Source organism: Pseudomonas inefficax (genome assembly GCF_032164165.1).
Lineage (GTDB): Bacteria > Pseudomonadota > Gammaproteobacteria > Pseudomonadales > Pseudomonadaceae > Aquipseudomonas > Aquipseudomonas inefficax.
Genome location: NZ_CP134401.1, coordinates 4,825,461 through 4,842,304, shown reverse-complemented (window position 1 = coordinate 4,842,304; position 16,844 = coordinate 4,825,461). Strand labels below are relative to the sequence as shown.

Genomic DNA, 16,844 nt, shown 5'->3' with positions numbered 1-16,844 from the left:
GCGGTTCGATCAGGCCAGTTCCAGACGCTGGCTGCGGGCGTACTGGCGTGCCAGGGCGAGCACGCACACCAGCGAAATGGTTGCAATCAGCGTGTAGAACACCGCCATCGGCCACCATTGGCCGGTGAAGGTGTGGGCCAGCCAGGTACCGATCAGCGGGGTCAGGCCGCCCGCGATGGCGCCGCAGATCTGGTAGGCCAGGGAAATGGCGGTGTAGCGCACGCGAGTGTCGAACATGCCGCTGACATAGCCGGCGATCACTGCGTAGAAAGACGCCATGCACGCGGCCGCCAGGGCGATGCCGAGCACGATCAACGGGCCCTGGCCCGAACTGACCAGCACGAACATCGGGTAGGGCGAGGCCATCGCCAGCAGCGCGACCAGGGCCAGGAAGCGGGTGGCGCCGAGCTTTTCCGACAGCCACGCGGCCAACGGCTGCACGCAGAACTGGATGATTGCCACAAAGAACAGGCATTCGAGGATCAGCGAGCGCTGCAGATGCAATTGCTGGGTGGTGTAGCTGATCATGAACGTGTTGGTGAAGTAGACCCCGGCGATCCCCAGGGTATTGGCCCCGATGCACAGCAGCAGCGGGCGCCAGGCGGTGCGCAGCACTTCCAGTACCGGTGCCTGCTCCTTGCGCTGGGCTTTGACCGCCTGCTCGCGGCTGGCAATGAACTCGGGCGACTCATTGACCCCCAGGCGAATCGCCAGGCCCACCACCAGCAACAGCGCGCTGGCCAGGAACGGCACGCGCCAGCCCCAGCTCATCAGGTCTTCCTCCGGCAGGCGGGTGACCACGCCGAAGGCCAGCAACGACAGGATCAGGCCCGCCGGGCTGCCCAGCTGGGCGAACGAGGCAAAGAAGTTGCGCCGGCCCTTGGGTGCATGTTCGCCGGCCATCAGTACCGCCCCGCCCCACTCGCCGCCCACGGCGATGCCCTGGATCACCCGCAGGATGATCAGCAGCACCGGTGCGGTGGCGCCGATCTGCGCGTAAGTTGGCAGCAGGCCAATACATACGGTGACGATGCCCATCATCAGCAAGGTGATGACCAGCGACTTCTTGCGGCCGATACGGTCGCCCACGTGGCCGAAGACGATGCCACCCAGAGGTCGGGCGAAGAAGCCGACGGCGAAGGTGCCGAACGCTGCCATGGTGCTGAACAGGCTGTTGTCGGACGGGAAGAACAGCGCGCCGAACACCAGGGCGGCGGCGGTGGCGTAGATGTAGAAGTCGTACCATTCGATCATGGTGCCGATGAACGCGGCGGCGGCGGCACGGCGTGGCTGGGCGGAAGCGGTGGGCTTCATGGGGGCTCCTTTGCTTGTTGTTCTGGCAGGAGTTGTCGGGGGCACGGTGGCGCTCTTGTGGCGCTTGGCCTGTTGGTCTGGTGTCAGCTTCTTCGCGGGTAAACCCGCTCCCACAGGTACTGCAGCGCTTGCAGGCCTTGTGCAATCCCTGTGGGAGCGGGTTTACCCGCGAAGAAGCCAGCACTGATGCAACAGGCCTCAATGCCTGCGATTTATCGGCCCGGGGCTATGATTAGTCAATTTTCTATTTATTATTCGCAGTATTAGCCTTGCTTATTATCGAGCCCTGCCATGTCCGACCGTCTGCTCAACGACCGCCTCGACTGGAACCTGCTGCGTACCTTCCGGGTCATCGGCCAGGAGTTGTCCATCAGCCGTGCTGCCGCGCGCCTGCACCTCACCCAGCCGGCAGTGAGCCAGGCGCTCAAGCGCCTTGAAGAACAGCTTGGCCGCCAGCTCATTGCCCGCCGCGGGCCGCGCTTCGTGCTGACGGAAATGGGCGAGCAGCTGTTCCAGCTGGCCGGCGAGGTCTATGGGCAGATGTCGCAAATCGGCGGCTTGCTGGAGCAGCCGGCGGACGAACTGGTGGGCAAGGTCCGCCTGCTGATGATCAGCCGTATCGTCAACGAACGCTTCGACGACTTCCTCGCCGACTTCCACCGCCAGCACCCGCGGGTGGAACTGGAGATCGACGTGATGCGCAGCTCCGACATCGTCGCCGCCCTGCAGGAAAAAACCGCAACGGCGGGCCTCAGCCTGAACCGGCGTGCGCAGCCACGCCTGGAGCAACGGTTGTTCCTGCGCCAGCGCTATGCGTTCTTCTGTGGCAAGCACCATGACCTGTTCGGCCAGGCCGAAGGCGACCTGCAGCGGGAGAACTTCGTCAGCTTCACCAGTGACCAGATTGGCGGCATGCTGTCGCCACTGACCATTTTCCGCGACCAGCAAGGGTTTGCCGGGCGGATCGTGGCATCGTCACCCAGCCTTGAAGAAGTACGCCGGCTGGTGATTGCCGGGTTTGGCATAGGCTGCCTGCCCGAGCATGTGGTGGCACCGGATGTAGACGCCGGGTTGCTGTGGAAGCTACCACCGCAGGAAGGCATTGCCGATGTGGATATTCACTTGTTGTGGAACAGGGAGCAGCGCTTCAGCCGCGCCGAAGAAGTGTTTATCGAGGCATTGCAGCAGAGCCTGTAGTGAACGCAGCGCGGGGGTCGGCGAGCACTGGACACGATAGTGGCCAATTAGTAGCATCCAGATCAACTGAACATTACGGACAATCTCAGTCATGGATCGAGCTACCGGGGTTATTCGACGCCCTATTCATCACCCCATCCGCACTTTGATCACCTGCTTTTTTCACGAAGCGCGGATCGCGCAGCGCTCGGTTGATGGGTTGATTGGAATCGCTGCAGGCCTGACTGCTGACAATCAGGTCAATCAACAAGAAGCCGAGTTCCTCAAAAGATGGATGGAGCAGCAACTCGTTCATCTTGAGGATCCGGTAATCAATTTGTTGTACCGGCGCCTGAGCGACATGCTCAAGGACAATATGCTGGATGCTGCTGAGTCGGCTGAACTGCTTGGGCTATTGCAGCAGTTCACCGGCAAGCCGCGCTGCAGCGACAACCCATTCTTTCACCCACCTCACTGCCACTCGATAACCCCGAACCCACACTGGAGTGGGCAGGCCGTATGTTCCTGTTTACCGGCACAATGGCTTACGGGCCTCGCAAAGCATGCGAAGCGCTGGTAGTCGAACGTGGGGGTTCAATCGCTGCGGGGGTGAGCAAGAAGATCCACTACCTGGTCATTGGCAGTATTGGCAACGAGCAGTGGCTGCACAGCAGTTATGGCACGAAGATCAAGAGAGCAGTGGAAATCAGGGAAGCGGGTGCGAACATTGCGATCGTAAGCGAGGCGCATTGGCAGCGTGCGGCGTTTGGTTGATGGCCATGATGGCGTTTACCGCTTCTGAGCGGATCGATACACCTCGCTACGCTCGCGCTTGCCAACCGATACCACCACTACAACGATACGCTCGTCCTCGACTCGATAGACGAGGCGATATCCAGAGGCCTTGAGCTTGATTTTGTAGTGGTTCGGCAGGTCACGCAGCGCGTCGGCCTGTACCTTGGGTGACTGCAGGCGCTCGGCGAGTTTTTTCTTGATCTGTTCGCGCACGGTGTGGCCTAGCTTGCCCCACTCTTTCAGCGCCGAAGGCAGGAATTCGAGTTCATAGGTCATCCAGGGATACCGGTACGCCTTTTTCACCCAACCTCGACTTGGCCAGTTCGCTCAATTCGAGATCTTCCAGGCGCTCCATCATGGCCTCGTACAGTTCGGCCGGCACCATGTAACCCATCACGCGGTTGTGATTGAGCACGGCGACGGGCATACCCGCAGCGCCGGTCATCACGGCGGATGGGTTCTTTTTCAGTTCCGACACGCTTACGGCCACGTCAGCGAATATGTTTTGCATTTTTTCACCCTCAATAGAGAGCCATATTTTGGTCCATATATAGGACACAAACAAGTCGTCACTGCTCAAGCACAGCGGTGAGACACGACATGCGAAATGCCGTCTCTGTGGGAGATCGCCCTTTGGATCCAATGCGGTGCATGGCACCGGCTGCGCCGGTGTTCGCGGCTAAAGCCGCTCCCACAGTGTCCCTGCTAACTCAACGAGTCATTTGCAGTTCCATGAGGAGCGGTCGGGGTCAGGCTGTTGCCAGGGCCGGGTAGTCGGTCAGGCCATGGGCATCACCACCGAACAGCGTGGCCCGTTCGTGCTCGGCCAGGGGCGCATTCAGCTTCAGCCGCGCCGGCAGGTCGGGGTTGGCCACGAATGGTCGGCCGAAGCCGATCAGGTCAGCCCAGCCCTCCTCCAGCGCGCGCCGTGCACGTTCGCCGGTGTATTTGCCGGCATACACCATCACCCCGGGGAACACCGACCGCAGCTGCTGCTTGAAGTCCACCGGCATGTCCGGCGCGTCGTCCCAGTCGGCTTCGGCAATATGCAGGTAACCAATGCCGATTTCGCCCAGGCGCTTGGCCGCGGCGGTATAGGTGGTGACCGGGTCGGCATCGACACAGCCATTGAGCGTGGTCAGCGGCGCCAGGCGTACGCCTACGCGCAGCGCATCGCCGGTGCCTTCGACCAACGCACGGCTGACCTGGTCGAGGAAACGCAGGCGGTTTTCCAGCGAACCGCCGTAGCGGTCGGTGCGGTCGTTGGCGCCGGAGTCGAGGAACTGGTTGACCAGGTAACCGTTGGCCGCGTGCAATTCGACACCGTCAAAACCCGCCACCATGGCATTGCGCGCAGCCTGGCGGTACTGCTCGATGATCTCGGCAATTTCCGCTTCGCTCAACGCGCGCGGTTTGGTGGCCTGGACAAAGCCTGGCGTGCCGTCGGCATTGTCGATGAACACATTCACGCCTTCGGCCTGCATCGCCGAGGACGACACCGGTGCCTGGCCGCCGAGCAGGCTGCTGTGGCTGAGGCGGCCGACATGCCAGAGCTGGGCGAAGATGCGCCCGCCTGCGGCATGTACCGCCTCGGTGACCAGGCGCCAGCCGTCGATCTGCGCCTGGGTGTGGATACCTGGGGTGCGGGCGTAACCCTTGCCCAGTGGCGAGATCCAGGTGCCTTCACTGACAATCAGCCCGGCACTGGCGCGTTGCGCGTAGTACTCGGCCATCAGCGCGGTCGGTACATCGCCAGGCTGGGCGGCACGGGAGCGGGTCATCGGCGGCATCAGCACGCGGTTGGGCAGGTTCAGGGCGCCGAATTGCAGGGGCTGGAACAGCGGATCTTGAGTCATTACGAGCATCTCCGTAAGTGGAATCAGGGGTCAGGCGCGGCTGACGACAGGTTGTGGCTGGGCAGGTACGCGGCGGTCGAGGCGGCCGCTGTACAGGGTCAGAGCCAGGGCACCGAGGGTAACCAGCGCGGCGATCCACGGGGTGTGGCCGAGGCCGAGCTGTTGCACCACCTGGGCACCGCCCCAGGAACCACCGGCAACACCCAGGTTGAAGGCGGCGATGTTGAAACCGGCAGCTACGTCGACTGCGTCGGGGGCGACCTTTTCCGCCTGCTGCACCACGTACACCTGCAGGCCCGGCACATTGCCGAAGGCCACCGCGCCCCAGGCCAGGACGGTGATTACCACCAGCACCGGATGCGGCGCGGTGAAGGTCAGCGCCAGCAGCACCACGGCCAGCAGCAGGAAGATGATCGACAGTGCCTTGACCGGGCCTTTGCGGTCGGCCAGGCGGCCGCCCCAGATGTTGCCCAGGGCAACCGAGACACCGTAGGCGAGCAGCACCAGGGCGACGCTGTTGGCGCCGAAGCCGGCGATGTCCTGCAGGATCGGGGCAAGGAAGGTGAAGGCGATCAGCGAGCCGCCGTAACCCACGGCAGTCATGGCATACACCAGCAGCAGGCGCGGTTGCAGCATTACCCGCAGTTGGCGCAGCAGAGGTGCCGGCTGGCTGTGCTGGATGCGCTTGGGCACGAACAGCAGTGCGCCGAGCAGCGCCACCAGGCCGAAGGCAGCCACCACCAGGAAGGTCACGCGCCAGCCGAAATGCTGGCCGATGAAGGTACCCAGCGGGATACCGGTGACAAAGGCCACGGTCATGCCACTGAACATGGTGGCGATAGCGCTGGCGGCTTTTTCTTTCGGCACCAGGCTGGTGGCGATGATCGAGCCGACCGAGAAGAACACCCCGTGGGCCAGGCCGGTGAGAATGCGCGCCATGATCAGCGATTCGTAACTGGGCGCCTGCCAGGCCACCAGGTTACCGGCGGTGAACAGTGCCATCAGGCCGACCAGTAACAGCTTGCGCGGCACGCGGCCGGTCATGGCGGTGAGCAGGGGCGCGCCGATGGCGACGCTCAGGGCGTAAAGGCTTACCAGCAGGCCGGCCGAAGGCAGGGTGACTGCCAGGTCATTGGCGATGGTCGGGATGAGGCCGACGATCACGAACTCCGTGGTGCCGATGGCGAAGGCCGCCAGGGTGAGGGCTAACAAGGCGAGAGGCATTTGAGAATCACCTGTGGAAGGTTGGGATGGGTGAATTCTCGGGGGGACATGGGAATGGGAAAAAGATGGGGACGGGACAATGAGTTTTGATTTGAAGGCAAAGGTTATCTTCAAGCTATTGCGAGCGGGTCAACTTTAAAACAATGTTCCGGCCTGCGCGGCTTTTGTAGGAGCGGCCTTGTGTCGCGAAAGGGCTGCAAAGCAGCCCCAGCAATTTGTGCATTTGTGCTGAACCCCTGGGGCTGCCTTGCAGCCTTTTCGCGACACAAGGCCGCTTTACAACGTTCATCAACCCGACGAAGTGAACGCATCCCAGGCTGGCAAGATCGAGACCGCCCAAGTCATAATTGCTAATAGTTAAGTCCCTGGAGGTCTCATGCAAGATCTACGTCAGCTGCGCTACTTCGTGGCCGTCGCCGAATGCGAAAACGTCGGCCGAGCCGCCGAGCAGCTGCATATTTCCCAATCGCCCCTCAGCCGGCAGATCGCCCAGCTGGAGGACAACCTTGGCCTGGCGCTGTTCGAACGGCGCAACCAGCGCCTGTACCTGACCAGGGACGGGCGCACCTTCCTGGCCGAAGCGCGTGGCCTGCTCAAGCATGCCGAGCGCCTGGAATCGCTGGGCAAGCGCCTGGGCCGTGGCGAGGAAGGCGGGCTGTGCATCGGTTACGTCAACCACGCCATCCATGCCGGCGTGCTGCCGGGCGCGGTGCGGGCCATTCGTGCCGAACGCCCGAACATTCACATTGCGCTGTACAACATGACCTCCAACGAACAGTTCGAGGGGCTGCGCCAGCGCAGCCTGGACATTGCTCTGGTTTGCGACCGGCCGCCAAAGGACGACCCCGACCTGCGCGGCCAGCCGGTGCTGGACGACCCGTTGCTGCTGGCCATCCCGGCCGCGCATCCACTGGCCAGCAAGGCCGAACTGGCCCCCGCCGACCTGCACGAACAGGACTGGATCATCACCGGCGGCCAGCCAGACCAGGTCCACAAGCGCGACGATTTCATCGCCCGCTGTGGCGATGCCGGCTTCACCCCGCGCCTGTCGCTGGAGGCTACCGACCCGCTGAGCGTGCTCGGCCTGGTATCGGCCGGGCTAGGCCTGGCAATGGTGCAGAGCAGCCTGTCGGCCAGCGCCGGGCCGACCGTGGTGCTGCGCCAGCTGGACTGGTTCCAGCCCAGCGAGCAGTTGTGGGCGGTCTGGCACCAGGTCGACCTACGACCGATCGTGGGCATTTTCCGCGAGCAGGTGCTGGCATTGGCCGAGTAAGGGCTTGATAAGCCAACTCAGGTCTGAACTCAGTCGAACTCCGTCTTTTACAGTCTGACGGTGGTTCTCTAGGATGGCTCCCATCGATGCAACTCACCCACAGGAGCCATTCCATGAACATCGACCTCGGCGGACGCACCGCCATCATCAGCGGCTCGACCGGCGGTATTGGTCTGGCTATCGCCCGCGGCCTGGCCCGCGCCAACGCTGACGTAGTCATTGCCGGCCGCAGCCAGAAGTCACTGGATGCCGCCATGGCCGAACTGCGCGAGCAAGGTGGCAGTGGGCAGGTCCACGGTGTGGTCGCCGACCTGGGCACCGCCGCGGGTGCCGAAACCCTGTTCGCCGCTCACCCACGGGCCGACATACTGGTCAACAACCTGGGTATCTACGACGACGTCGACTTCTTCGATGTGGCCGACAGCGAGTGGACGCGCTTCTACGACACCAACGTGCTGAGCGGCGTGCGCCTGGCCCGCCACTATGCCCCGGGCATGGTCGAGAAAGGTTGGGGTCGGATCCTGTTCATCTCCTCGGAATCGGGCATCGCCATCCCTGCCGACATGATCAACTACGGCGTGACCAAGGCTGCCAACCTGGCGGTATCGCATGGTCTGGCCAAGCGCCTGGCCGGCACCGGGGTAACCGTGAACGCAGTGTTGCCTGGCCCGACCCTGACCGACGGCGTGGCCGCGCTGGTGGCTGATGCAGCCGAGGCGTCCGGGCGCAGCATTCGTGAAGAAGCCGACAACTTCGTGCGGACTGCGCGGCCAAGCTCGATCATCCAGCGCGCCGCCGATGTCGACGAAGTTGCCCACCTGGCGGTGTACCTCGCCTCCCCTTACTCCTCCGCCACTACCGGGGCAGCGCTGCGGGTCGATGGCGGCGTGGTCGACAGCCTGGCTATCTGAGCAGCCCCAGACTTTTGCCCTGAAATCAAGACACCTTGCCCTCACCGCACCTGTTTCTCCCGCCCGATCCCCGCTAGCCTGCCGCCCACACCCGTCTCGAAAGGACCCGCACCATGCCAACCGATCATCAAGCCTGGGCCTGGACCCCGAACGCCGGCCTCGACGGCCTGCAACTGCTGCGTAAACCCCTGCCAAAACCCGGCCACGGTGAGGTGCTGGTGGCCAACCGCGCCATTGCCCTCAACCCGGTGGACTGGAAGATCTGCGAGTGGGGCCACCCGGCCTGGCAGCAGGGCACGGTCCCGGGCGTGGATGGCGCCGGCGTGGTAGTCGCCGTTGGCGCAGGCGTCGACATGCCTTTGGGCAGCCGCGTTGCCTACCACCAATCGCTGGCGCGTGACGGCAGTTTTGCCGAGCACTGCCTGCTCGATGCAAGCCTGGTGATGCATGTCCCAAGCGCCCTCAGCGACACTGCCGCGGCCGCCGTGCCCTGCCCCGCCCTGACCGCCTGGCAGGCCCTGGCCAAAGTACCCGAGGGTGCCAGCCGCGACGTGCTGGTGATCGGCGCCGGTGGCGCGGTGGGCTTCTACCTCGCGCAACTGGCCGCGCAACGTGGCCTGCGCGTATGGGCCAGTGCCGGCCAACGCCACCACGCCACGCTCAAGGCCCTCGGAGTGAGCGGGGTGTTCGATTACCACGACGCTGACTGGCAGAACCAACTGCAGGCCGCCTTGGGCGAGCGCCCGCTGCATGCCCTGTTCGACACCGTCAGCGGTGCCCATGCAGGCAGCCTTGCCCACCTGCTCGGCTACAACGGCCACCTGGTGTGCATTCAGGACCGCCAGGAAACAGCGCCGACGCCCGCCTTCAGCACAGCGATCTCGCTGCATGAAGTGGCGCTCAACAGCATTCATGCCCACGGCCGGTTGGCAGATCGCCAAGCCCTGCGCGTGGTCGGTGAACGACTGCTGCAGGCCGTCGCCGATGGCAGCCTGATCACGCCACAGCGCCGCGAGTTCGCCTTCTCGACACTGCCACAGGCTCTACGGCAGCTGAAAGAGGGCCAAGGCTCAGGCAAATGGGTGACGCGCCTCGGCTGAACGCCGCGCGCGAAACTTGGATCCCATTCTGCTACAAGGTATGCTGGGCAATAGCTAAACGCCACCACCCAGGCAGGCTTCGTGCCTGCCTTCAAGGACGAGCCCTTTGCCCAGCAACCCTACCCGCCACACCATTGCTCGCCAGTGGCAGCTGCTCAAGCTGCTGCCCGGCCGCCACCCGGGGATGAGTTCCACCCAGTTGCAGGCCGCCCTGGCAACCGTGGGCCATATCACCAGCAAACGCACCGTCGAGCGCGACCTGATCGAACTCGCAGCGCTGTTCCCGCTGCAGTGCAACAGCAAAGGCATGCCCTACGGCTGGTATTGGCAACCGGGCCTTGGCCCAGGCGAAGTGCAGCAGTTGCAGCCCGATGCGCTCACACCCCCGCAACCCATCGAGTTGCACGCCTGGGTCGATGATGCGCTGGCCCGGCGCCTGGATGCGTCGCCACTGTCTGCAGATATGCAACTGACGCTGCTAGCGGACGGCGGCGCCACCTTGGTCGCAACCGTCGACGACAACCGTGCGCTGATGGGCTGGCTGCTGTCCCAGGCCGGCTCGATCCGTGTGCAGGCACCGCAGGCACTGCGCCAGGCCATGCTCGAGCAGTTGCGCCAGAGCCTGGCGCTGCACGAGGGAGGTTGTTGACCGGCAAGCAAAAGTCATTGTCCCCCGGGCCGCTTTTTCCCATGGGTGGCCTTGCGCAGAATCTGCTCCTGACAACGCCTCACTATCAGGAGTACCCGATGAAACGCTTCAAGCCCCTGCTGCTCGCCGTCGCCCTGGCGACCACTGCCCAGGCCACTCTGGCCGCCGACTGGCAGACCTCGCCCTACGGCAAGCAGGATGAAATCGGTGCCGCCAACCTGCTCACCCCCGAAGTGGTCAAGCAGGCGGTCGGCCTGGTCAAGACCGGCAAGACCTACCCGCTGGCCGTACCGGTGAGCAAAGACCTGCCAGCCTTCCGCCACCGCAGCTTCCACCTGTACAACATCCAGCCTGGCGAGCAGGCCGGCCAGACCCTGGGCCGTAACAAGTTCAGCTTCAACGATGAACTGGTCAACGGCTGGACCGGCGTCGGCACCCAGCTCAACGGCATCGGCCACATCGGTATCGACAACGTCTACTACAACGGCAACAAGGCCGCCGACTTCGTCACCGTCGAAGGCGTGACCAAGCTGGGTGTGGAAAAGGTACCGCCCATGGTCACCCGCGGCGTGGTGCTGGACATGACCGCTCATTACGGCAAGACCATCGTGCCCGGTGGCACCTCGTTCACCGTCGACGACATCAAGGCTGTGCTGAAGAAAGAAGGCATTACCCTGCGCAAGGGTGACGTGGTGCTGTTCAACACCGGTTGGCTGGAACTGATCGGCAAGGACAACCAGCAATTCCTCGCCACCGAACCGGGCATCGACCTGCCGGCTGCCGAGTGGCTGGCGGACCAGGGCATTGTCGCCTTTGGTGGCGATACCTGGGCGTCGGAGGTGTACCCGAACCCGACCGGCGAAGAATTCCCGGTCAACCAGTTCATGCTGGCCAAGCGCGGCATCTACAACCTGGAGCTGATCGACACCCGCGCGCTGGTGAAGGACAAGGCGTTCGAGTTCCTGTTCGTGCTGGGCCAGCCGCTGTACAAGGGCTCGACCCAGGTGAACATCAACCCTGTAGCGATTCACTGATCGCCGCGCCTGAAGGATGACATGGTACCTGTGGAAGCGGGTTTACCCGCGAACACCGGCGAAGCTGGTGCCATACACCGTGTCGCCTTCTTCGCGGGTGAACCCGCTCCCACAGGGGGCTGCGTTTTTTTTCGAATGACAGTTCAGTCAGGCGATTCAGAAGGTACCGGGGAACGCCCCACCATCGATCAACAGGTTCTGCCCGGTGATGTACCCGGCATGCGCACTGCACAAGAACGCGCAGTAAGTACCGAACTCATCGGCACTGCCAAAGCGCGCCGCCGGGATGGCCTTGCGCCGCGCCTGGGCGGTTGCTTGCACATCGCCACCTGCCGCCTTCAAGGTCTTCTGCAGGCGCGCCGTGTCGAACGCCCCAGGCAGCAGGTTATTCAGCGTCACGTTGCTGCCCGCCAGGCGCTGCTGACGGGCCAGGCCGGCGATGAAGCCGGTCAGGCCACTGCGTGCACCATTGGACAAGCCAAGAATATCGATCGGCGCCTTCACCGCGCCGGAGGTGATGTTCACCACTCGGCCGAACCCGCGCTCGGCCATGCCATCGACCACCGCCTTGATCAGCTCGATGGGGGTAAGCATGTTGGCGTCCAGTGCCTTCAGCCAGTCTTCGCGGCCCCAGTCGCGGAAGTCGCCCGGAGGCGGGCCGCCGGCATTGTTGACCAGGATATCCACCTGCGGGCAGGCTGCCAGCAGCGCCTGGCGCACTTCGGCGTCAGCGACATCACCGGCCACGGTGCGCACTTCGATGCCCGGGCAGGCCGCGCGCAACTCGGCGGCAGTCTGCTCCAGGGTGGCCTGGGTGCGGGCATTGATGACCAGGTTGACGCCCTCTTTGCCCAGCGCCTCGGCGCAGCCTTTGCCCAGGCCCTGGCTGGCCGCGCAGACGATGGCCCAGCGGCCGGTAATGCCTAGATCCATTGGGTTGCTCCTTGATGCAATGCAGTTACAGGTCACTGGATCGGCGAAAACGCGGCAGGCATCAACAGCTTCGATTCCATCCGCACCAGCATCGGGAAAGCTACGGGGATGAAGCGCTCCAGCCAGTCCGCATCACGGTACAGGGCCGCGCGGCGCTCGATGCGGTCGTCAAGGCTCTCGTAGGCCCAGATGTGCACCACCTGGTTCAGTTCGCCAATCTCGGTGTACCACCAGCCCACCAGCTTGGCGTAGCGCGAGATCACCGGCAAGCCTTCCTTTTCGAAGTGCTCCAGGTATTGCTTCATCTTGCCGATGTGCAGGGTGTAGGTACGCATTTCATAGAACATGGTCGTGGTTCCGTTAAGGTTCAGAGGTTGCCGTGGTAGGCGTCGGTGATCAGGCGCTCGACATCACGTGCAGTGGTCAGGCGTGGGTTGACCAGCACGTTGCCGCTGCGCATCGAGTCGCTGACCATCTGCGGCAGGAACTCCAGATCCACACCCAGTTCACGAATGGTGGCGGGGATGCCGATGGCCTGGTTCAGGGCCACCACCGCATCTACCGTGCGCGCTGCAGCCTGCTCCACGCCGAGCCCGGTCACATCGGCGCCAAGGGCAATGGCGATGTCGCGGAAGCGCTCCGGGCAGGCTGGCAGGTTGAACTTGATCACGTAAGGCAGCAGGGCGGCGTTGGCGATGCCATGGGGGATGTTGAACACCCCGCCGAAGGTGTGGGAAATGGCATGCACGTTGCCCAGCTTGGATTGCGAGAACGCCACCCCGGCCAGGAACGAGCCCAGCAGCATCTGCTCGCGGGCCGCCATGTCGGTGCCGACGAAGTAGGTTTTTTCCAGGCTGCCGGCAATCATCCGAATGGCTTGCAGGGCCATGGCCTGGCTGATCGGGTTGGCCTGGCGCGACACATACGACTCGATGGCGTGGGTCAGGGCATCCATGCCGGTGGCGGCGGTGATGGCCGCAGGCAGCTTCAGGGTCAGTGCCGGGTCGAGGATGGCCAGGCGCGGGAACAGCCGCGGGCTGACGATCACCGTCTTGAACAGCGTGCGCTTGTTGGTGAACACGGTCGACGCCGTGCATTCGCTGCCAGTACCCGAGGTGGTCGGGATGGCGAAGATCGGCAGCGGTGGCTGGGTCAGTTTGTCGTAGCCCTCATAGTCGAGGATGTTGCCAGGGTTGGTGGCCATCGCCGCCACGCCCTTGGCGGTGTCGATGCTGCTGCCGCCGCCCACGCCGATCACGGCGGTGCAGTTGCGCTCTTTCAACAGCGCCACGGCAGCATCGAGCACGTCGGTGCTGGGGTTGGCTTCAACGGCGCTGAACAGCTGGTAGTCGATGCCCGCCTGCTCCAGCGAGGCGAAGAAACCGGCCAGGATGCCTGCGTCGATCAGGCCCTGGTCGGTGACCACAAGCAGGGTGCCGTCCACGTACGGCTTGAGCAGCGCACCGGCCTGGTCGGCCAGGCCCGCGCCACATTTGGCAATGGTGGGGAAATGGAACTGGAATTGGCTCATGAGGGGTCCTCAGGCAACTGCGTTGTTCTTGTTGTGCCCACCGTGACGCTGGCGGGCCGTGCCGGGGCAATCTAGAGCGCGGACCAGGGCCGCAGATAATGAAAAGAGCTGATCCGCCAATAACCGCTGCTTATCCCCTGGCTGGGTAATAAGCTGGCGTTATTGGCGGATCAGCTCTTTTCATTACCCGCTCTGCTGGCAGCGCTCCAACAATCGGCCTGCGTAGTTGCTACGCCTCCCGATAATCACAACAACGAGCTCCTGCGATGAAGACCATCCCCTCCCCGGCCGACCTGGCGCTGCCCGCTGCGGCCCCGATGACCACGGTGCGCTGGCGCATCTTCCTGATCCTGTTGCTGCTGACCGCAATCAACTACATCGACCGCGCCTCGCTGTCGGTAGCGCTGCCGCTGATTGCCCCCGAGTTCAACCTGACGCCGGCCATGGAAGGGCTGATGCTCAGTGCATTCTTCTGGTCGTATGCCTTGATGCAGATCCCTGGCGGCATGCTGCTGGACCGCTTCCACACCCGCGGCATCATTGGCGCGGCGACCGTGGCCTGGGGCCTGTTCCAGGCACTGGGTGCGGCCTCGCACAACTGGCTGGTACTGCTGCTGACACGCATCGGCCTGGGTGTAGCCGAATCGCCGATCATGCCCGCTGGGGCCAAGCTCAATGGCGCCTGGCTGACGCCCAACGAACGTGGCCGTGGCGCGGTGCTGGTGGATGGCGGTGCGCCGCTGGGCAGCGCCCTGGGGGCGATCCTGATTTCCGGGCTGATTGCCTGGCTGGGCTCGTGGCGGTTGGCCTTCGTGGTGGCCGGGGTCGGCACCGTGCTGGCCGGCATCCTGGCGTGGAAGTACATCCGCAACCACCCCAGCGAGCACCCGGGGGTGAACGAGGCCGAACTGCGCCACATCACCGAAGGCAACGCCAGCGCCCATGCCGCGGCAGCCAAGGCCAGCCTGCCGCTGCGCGAACTGCTCAAGGACCGTTCGATCTTTGCCATGTTCGCCGGCTACAGCTGCATCCTGGCGGTGTTCTACGGCCTGCTGACCTGGATGCCGAGCTACCTGCACAAGGCGCATGGCCTGAACATCTCGGCCATGGGCGGGGCGACCTTCCTGATCTTCATGTGCGGGTTTGTCGGCGAGTTGATCGGAGGCTGGATCGGTGACCGCTGGCGGGCCAGCGGTGCCTCGCCGAACCTGGTGATGCGCACCATGTTCAGCGGTTCGGCGCTGGTGGCGGCGCTGTGCATCCTGGCGGCAGCCTATGTGGGCGAAACCGTCGCGGTGATCAGCCTGCTGTGCGTGGCGATGTTCTTCATCCGCTGGTGCGGGATGTACTGGTGCCTGCCGGCGATCATTGGTGGGCCGTCGCGCACCGGCGTGCTGGGTGGCACCATGAACTTCTGCGGCAACATGGCCGGAGTGCTGGTGCCGATCGTGATCGGGCTGATCGTGCAGTTCACCGGCGATTACTTCTTCGCGCTGATTTTCTTCGTGGTAGCGGCGGTGTTGATTGCGGTGTTTTCCAGCTTGATCGATTACCGCGAGCGGCAGTTCTGAGATCGAGATTGCGAGATTCCTGGGGGCTTTGGCCGCGAACACCGGCAGAGCCGGTGCCATCCACCGCGTCGCCTGCTTCGCGGGTGAACCCGCTCCCACAGGTACAGCGCTGGCTTCGGGCTCACGCTGTACCTGTGGGAGCGGCCGTGGCCGCGAACACCGGCGCAGCCGGTGCCATCCACCGCGTCGCCTGCTTCGCGGGCATGCCCGCTCCCACAGGTACGGCGCAGGCTTTCAGGCTCACGCTGTACCTGTGGGAGCGGCTTCAGCCGCGAACACCGGCGCAGCCGGTGCCATCCACCGCGTCGCCTGCTTCGCGGGCATGCCCGCCCCCACAGATACGGCGCAGGCTTTCGGGCTTACGCTGTACCTGTGGGAGCGGCCGTGGCCGCGAACACCGGCGCAGCCGGTGCCATCCACCGCGTCGTGTTCTTCGCGGGTAAACCCGCTCCCACAGGGGGCCGCAACAGGGCTCAACCGGCCGTAAGCTCCTCCACCAGCAACCGCGCCGCCGGCGACAGCGGCGCTGCTACCCGGTGCACGATCCCGAACGGCTCGCTCAGTGCCCGCAGCTTCACTGCCAGCGACACCAGCAACCCGCGCTGCTCGGCAAAGGCCGCCACCGCACTGGGGATCACCGCCACCAGTGCCGGGTCGTCTTCCAGCAACATGAATGTGGCGAAGGTAGAGAAGGTTTCCAGCGGATAGCGTGGCACCTCCACCCCCGCCTCGCTCAACTCACGCTCCAGCGCCTGGCGCATGGGCATGTTGGCCGGGTAGACAACCCAGCGGTACTGGCTCAGGTCGCCAACTTCCAGCGCCGCCGCCCCGGCCAGCGGGTGCTGCGGGTGCGCGACTACCGCCAGCGGCTCGTGGGCCAGTTCGACAAAGGCATAGTCCGCCGCGTTACGGCCCAGCCCTGGCCGGCAGATGGCCAGGTCCAGGCGACCTTCATCGAGCTGGGCCAGCAGGTTGGCACTGGTGTTCTCGGCAATTTCCACCGCCAGTTGCGGCTGCTTGCTGCGCAAACGCCCGAGGGCGCCGACCAGGGTCGGCATGGCCCCCATGATGCTGCCTACCGCCAGCCGTCCCCCCTGGCCCTGGACGATGCCAAGCACCTCTTCCCGCAAATGCCCCAGGTCGCTGTGGATCAACCGCGCATATCGCACCACGCAACGACCTGCGTCATTGGCCACCAGGCCGCTGGGCAGACGCTGGAACAGTGGCACACCCAGCACCTCCTCCACCTCGCGCAAGGCCTTGGTGGCTCCGGGCTGGGAAATTGCCATGGCCTCTGCCGCCTTGTGCAGGGAACCGCAGCGGTCCAGTTCGATGAGCAGGCGTAACTGACGCAGGCGCAGGCGGGAAAAAATGGAGTCCAGGGAGGGAATCATCGGGCAGGCTCGGCATGGTCTTGTAATGCCGAGCACTATAGAGGGTAGTCAACGGGCGATTGTTGAGTTCGCGGCAAATGACC

At 64.1% G+C, this 16,844-nt stretch carries 16 protein-coding genes and 1 pseudogene; 8 read left to right on the top strand and 9 right to left on the bottom strand.

Annotated elements, in window-relative coordinates:
• Nucleotides 1–9: 9 nt before the first annotated feature.
• Complete coding sequence (locus RIN61_RS21920) at nt 10–1,314, bottom strand: MFS transporter (RefSeq protein WP_112252246.1); 1,305 nt, start codon at nt 1,312–1,314, stop codon at nt 10–12.
• A 291-nt stretch (nt 1,315–1,605) separates the two neighbouring features.
• On the opposite strand from RIN61_RS21920, the gene RIN61_RS21915 reads away from it, so the two are divergent.
• Together RIN61_RS21915 and RIN61_RS21910 are read left to right on the top strand one after the other, a co-directional pair.
• Complete coding sequence (locus RIN61_RS21915) at nt 1,606–2,511, top strand: LysR family transcriptional regulator (protein ID WP_207879517.1); 906 nt, start codon at nt 1,606–1,608, stop codon at nt 2,509–2,511.
• A gap of 124 nt (nt 2,512–2,635) precedes the next feature.
• Nucleotides 2,636–3,264 (top strand): annotated as a pseudogene (locus RIN61_RS21910) (BRCT domain-containing protein).
• A gap of 15 nt (nt 3,265–3,279) precedes the next feature.
• On the opposite strand, the gene RIN61_RS21905 reads toward RIN61_RS21910, so the two are convergent.
• From RIN61_RS21905 to RIN61_RS21890, 4 genes are all read right to left on the bottom strand, one after another.
• Nucleotides 3,280–3,561 (bottom strand): type II toxin-antitoxin system RelE family toxin, encoded by a 282-nt coding sequence (locus RIN61_RS21905; RefSeq protein WP_112252248.1) that lies wholly within the window; start codon nt 3,559–3,561, stop codon nt 3,280–3,282.
• Complete coding sequence (locus RIN61_RS21900) at nt 3,551–3,796, bottom strand: type II toxin-antitoxin system Phd/YefM family antitoxin (RefSeq protein WP_013972043.1); 246 nt, start codon at nt 3,794–3,796, stop codon at nt 3,551–3,553. Before RIN61_RS21900 ends, RIN61_RS21905 begins: the two co-directional genes overlap by 11 nt.
• Before the next feature lie 238 nt (nt 3,797–4,034).
• Entirely contained in the window at nt 4,035–5,141 is a 1,107-nt protein-coding gene (locus RIN61_RS21895; protein WP_207879515.1) for an alkene reductase, read from the bottom strand.
• Between the two features lie 30 nt (nt 5,142–5,171).
• Nucleotides 5,172–6,365: an MFS transporter gene (locus tag RIN61_RS21890; protein WP_025338595.1), complete on the bottom strand. Its 1,194-nt coding sequence runs from the start codon at nt 6,363–6,365 to the stop codon at nt 5,172–5,174.
• 376 nt (nt 6,366–6,741) lie between these two features.
• On the opposite strand from RIN61_RS21890, the gene RIN61_RS21885 reads away from it, so the two are divergent.
• The 5 genes from RIN61_RS21885 (at nt 6,742) to RIN61_RS21865 (ending at nt 11,332) form a co-directional block, all read left to right on the top strand.
• Entirely contained in the window at nt 6,742–7,638 is an 897-nt protein-coding gene (locus tag RIN61_RS21885) for a LysR family transcriptional regulator (protein WP_112252252.1), read from the top strand.
• A 113-nt stretch (nt 7,639–7,751) separates the two neighbouring features.
• Entirely contained in the window at nt 7,752–8,549 is a 798-nt protein-coding gene (locus tag RIN61_RS21880) for an SDR family NAD(P)-dependent oxidoreductase (protein ID WP_112252253.1), read from the top strand.
• A gap of 113 nt (nt 8,550–8,662) precedes the next feature.
• A complete protein-coding gene (locus RIN61_RS21875) occupies nt 8,663–9,649 on the top strand; it encodes a zinc-binding dehydrogenase (RefSeq protein ID WP_252378937.1) in 987 nt (328 codons plus the stop codon).
• Between the two features lie 106 nt (nt 9,650–9,755).
• Nucleotides 9,756–10,298 carry a WYL domain-containing transcriptional regulator gene (locus RIN61_RS21870; RefSeq protein WP_112252255.1) on the top strand — a complete coding sequence of 181 codons (543 nt, stop codon included), beginning with the start codon at nt 9,756–9,758 and terminating at the stop codon, nt 10,296–10,298.
• A gap of 98 nt (nt 10,299–10,396) precedes the next feature.
• Complete coding sequence (locus tag RIN61_RS21865; RefSeq protein WP_133971488.1) at nt 10,397–11,332, top strand: cyclase family protein; 936 nt, start codon at nt 10,397–10,399, stop codon at nt 11,330–11,332.
• 156 nt (nt 11,333–11,488) lie between these two features.
• Here the strand turns inward: RIN61_RS21865 and RIN61_RS21860 are convergent, their stop codons facing one another.
• Genes RIN61_RS21860 through RIN61_RS21850 form a run of 3 tightly spaced genes read right to left on the bottom strand, consistent with a single transcriptional unit; the run spans nt 11,489 to nt 13,796 of the window.
• Nucleotides 11,489–12,265: an SDR family oxidoreductase gene (locus RIN61_RS21860; RefSeq protein WP_207879511.1), complete on the bottom strand. Its 777-nt coding sequence runs from the start codon at nt 12,263–12,265 to the stop codon at nt 11,489–11,491.
• A gap of 32 nt (nt 12,266–12,297) precedes the next feature.
• Nucleotides 12,298–12,612 carry an NIPSNAP family protein gene (locus RIN61_RS21855; protein ID WP_013972037.1) on the bottom strand — a complete coding sequence of 105 codons (315 nt, stop codon included), beginning with the start codon at nt 12,610–12,612 and terminating at the stop codon, nt 12,298–12,300.
• A 20-nt stretch (nt 12,613–12,632) separates the two neighbouring features.
• Nucleotides 12,633–13,796, bottom strand: a complete 1,164-nt coding sequence (locus RIN61_RS21850) for an iron-containing alcohol dehydrogenase (RefSeq protein ID WP_313854041.1) — start codon at nt 13,794–13,796, stop codon at nt 12,633–12,635.
• A 266-nt stretch (nt 13,797–14,062) separates the two neighbouring features.
• Here RIN61_RS21850 and RIN61_RS21845 point away from each other — a divergent pair, with 266 nt between their 5' ends.
• Nucleotides 14,063–15,367 (top strand): MFS transporter, encoded by a 1,305-nt coding sequence (locus tag RIN61_RS21845; protein WP_013972035.1) that lies wholly within the window; start codon nt 14,063–14,065, stop codon nt 15,365–15,367.
• 473 nt (nt 15,368–15,840) lie between these two features.
• Here the strand turns inward: RIN61_RS21845 and RIN61_RS21840 are convergent, their stop codons facing one another.
• On the bottom strand, nt 15,841–16,761 hold the full coding sequence (locus tag RIN61_RS21840) for a LysR family transcriptional regulator (RefSeq protein ID WP_207879507.1): 921 nt from the start codon (nt 16,759–16,761) through the stop codon (nt 15,841–15,843).
• Nucleotides 16,762–16,844: the final 83 nt, after the last annotated feature.

What these genes read in the sequence shown, in the direction of transcription:
- RIN61_RS21920 (WP_112252246.1), bottom strand. Translation starts at nt 1,314, where the DNA reads ATGAAGCCCACCGCTTCCGCCCAGCCACGCCGTGCCGCCGCCGCCGCG.
- RIN61_RS21915 (WP_207879517.1), top strand. Translation starts at nt 1,606, where the DNA reads ATGTCCGACCGTCTGCTCAACGACCGCCTCGACTGGAACCTGCTGCGT.
- RIN61_RS21905 (WP_112252248.1), bottom strand. Translation starts at nt 3,561, where the DNA reads ATGACCTATGAACTCGAATTCCTGCCTTCGGCGCTGAAAGAGTGGGGC.
- RIN61_RS21900 (WP_013972043.1), bottom strand. Translation starts at nt 3,796, where the DNA reads ATGCAAAACATATTCGCTGACGTGGCCGTAAGCGTGTCGGAACTGAAA.
- RIN61_RS21895 (WP_207879515.1), bottom strand. Translation starts at nt 5,141, where the DNA reads ATGACTCAAGATCCGCTGTTCCAGCCCCTGCAATTCGGCGCCCTGAAC.
- RIN61_RS21890 (WP_025338595.1), bottom strand. Translation starts at nt 6,365, where the DNA reads ATGCCTCTCGCCTTGTTAGCCCTCACCCTGGCGGCCTTCGCCATCGGC.
- RIN61_RS21885 (WP_112252252.1), top strand. Translation starts at nt 6,742, where the DNA reads ATGCAAGATCTACGTCAGCTGCGCTACTTCGTGGCCGTCGCCGAATGC.
- RIN61_RS21880 (WP_112252253.1), top strand. Translation starts at nt 7,752, where the DNA reads ATGAACATCGACCTCGGCGGACGCACCGCCATCATCAGCGGCTCGACC.
- RIN61_RS21875 (WP_252378937.1), top strand. Translation starts at nt 8,663, where the DNA reads ATGCCAACCGATCATCAAGCCTGGGCCTGGACCCCGAACGCCGGCCTC.
- RIN61_RS21865 (WP_133971488.1), top strand. Translation starts at nt 10,397, where the DNA reads ATGAAACGCTTCAAGCCCCTGCTGCTCGCCGTCGCCCTGGCGACCACT.
- RIN61_RS21860 (WP_207879511.1), bottom strand. Translation starts at nt 12,265, where the DNA reads ATGGATCTAGGCATTACCGGCCGCTGGGCCATCGTCTGCGCGGCCAGC.
- RIN61_RS21855 (WP_013972037.1), bottom strand. Translation starts at nt 12,612, where the DNA reads ATGTTCTATGAAATGCGTACCTACACCCTGCACATCGGCAAGATGAAG.
- RIN61_RS21850 (WP_313854041.1), bottom strand. Translation starts at nt 13,796, where the DNA reads ATGAGCCAATTCCAGTTCCATTTCCCCACCATTGCCAAATGTGGCGCG.
- RIN61_RS21845 (WP_013972035.1), top strand. Translation starts at nt 14,063, where the DNA reads ATGAAGACCATCCCCTCCCCGGCCGACCTGGCGCTGCCCGCTGCGGCC.
- RIN61_RS21840 (WP_207879507.1), bottom strand. Translation starts at nt 16,761, where the DNA reads ATGATTCCCTCCCTGGACTCCATTTTTTCCCGCCTGCGCCTGCGTCAG.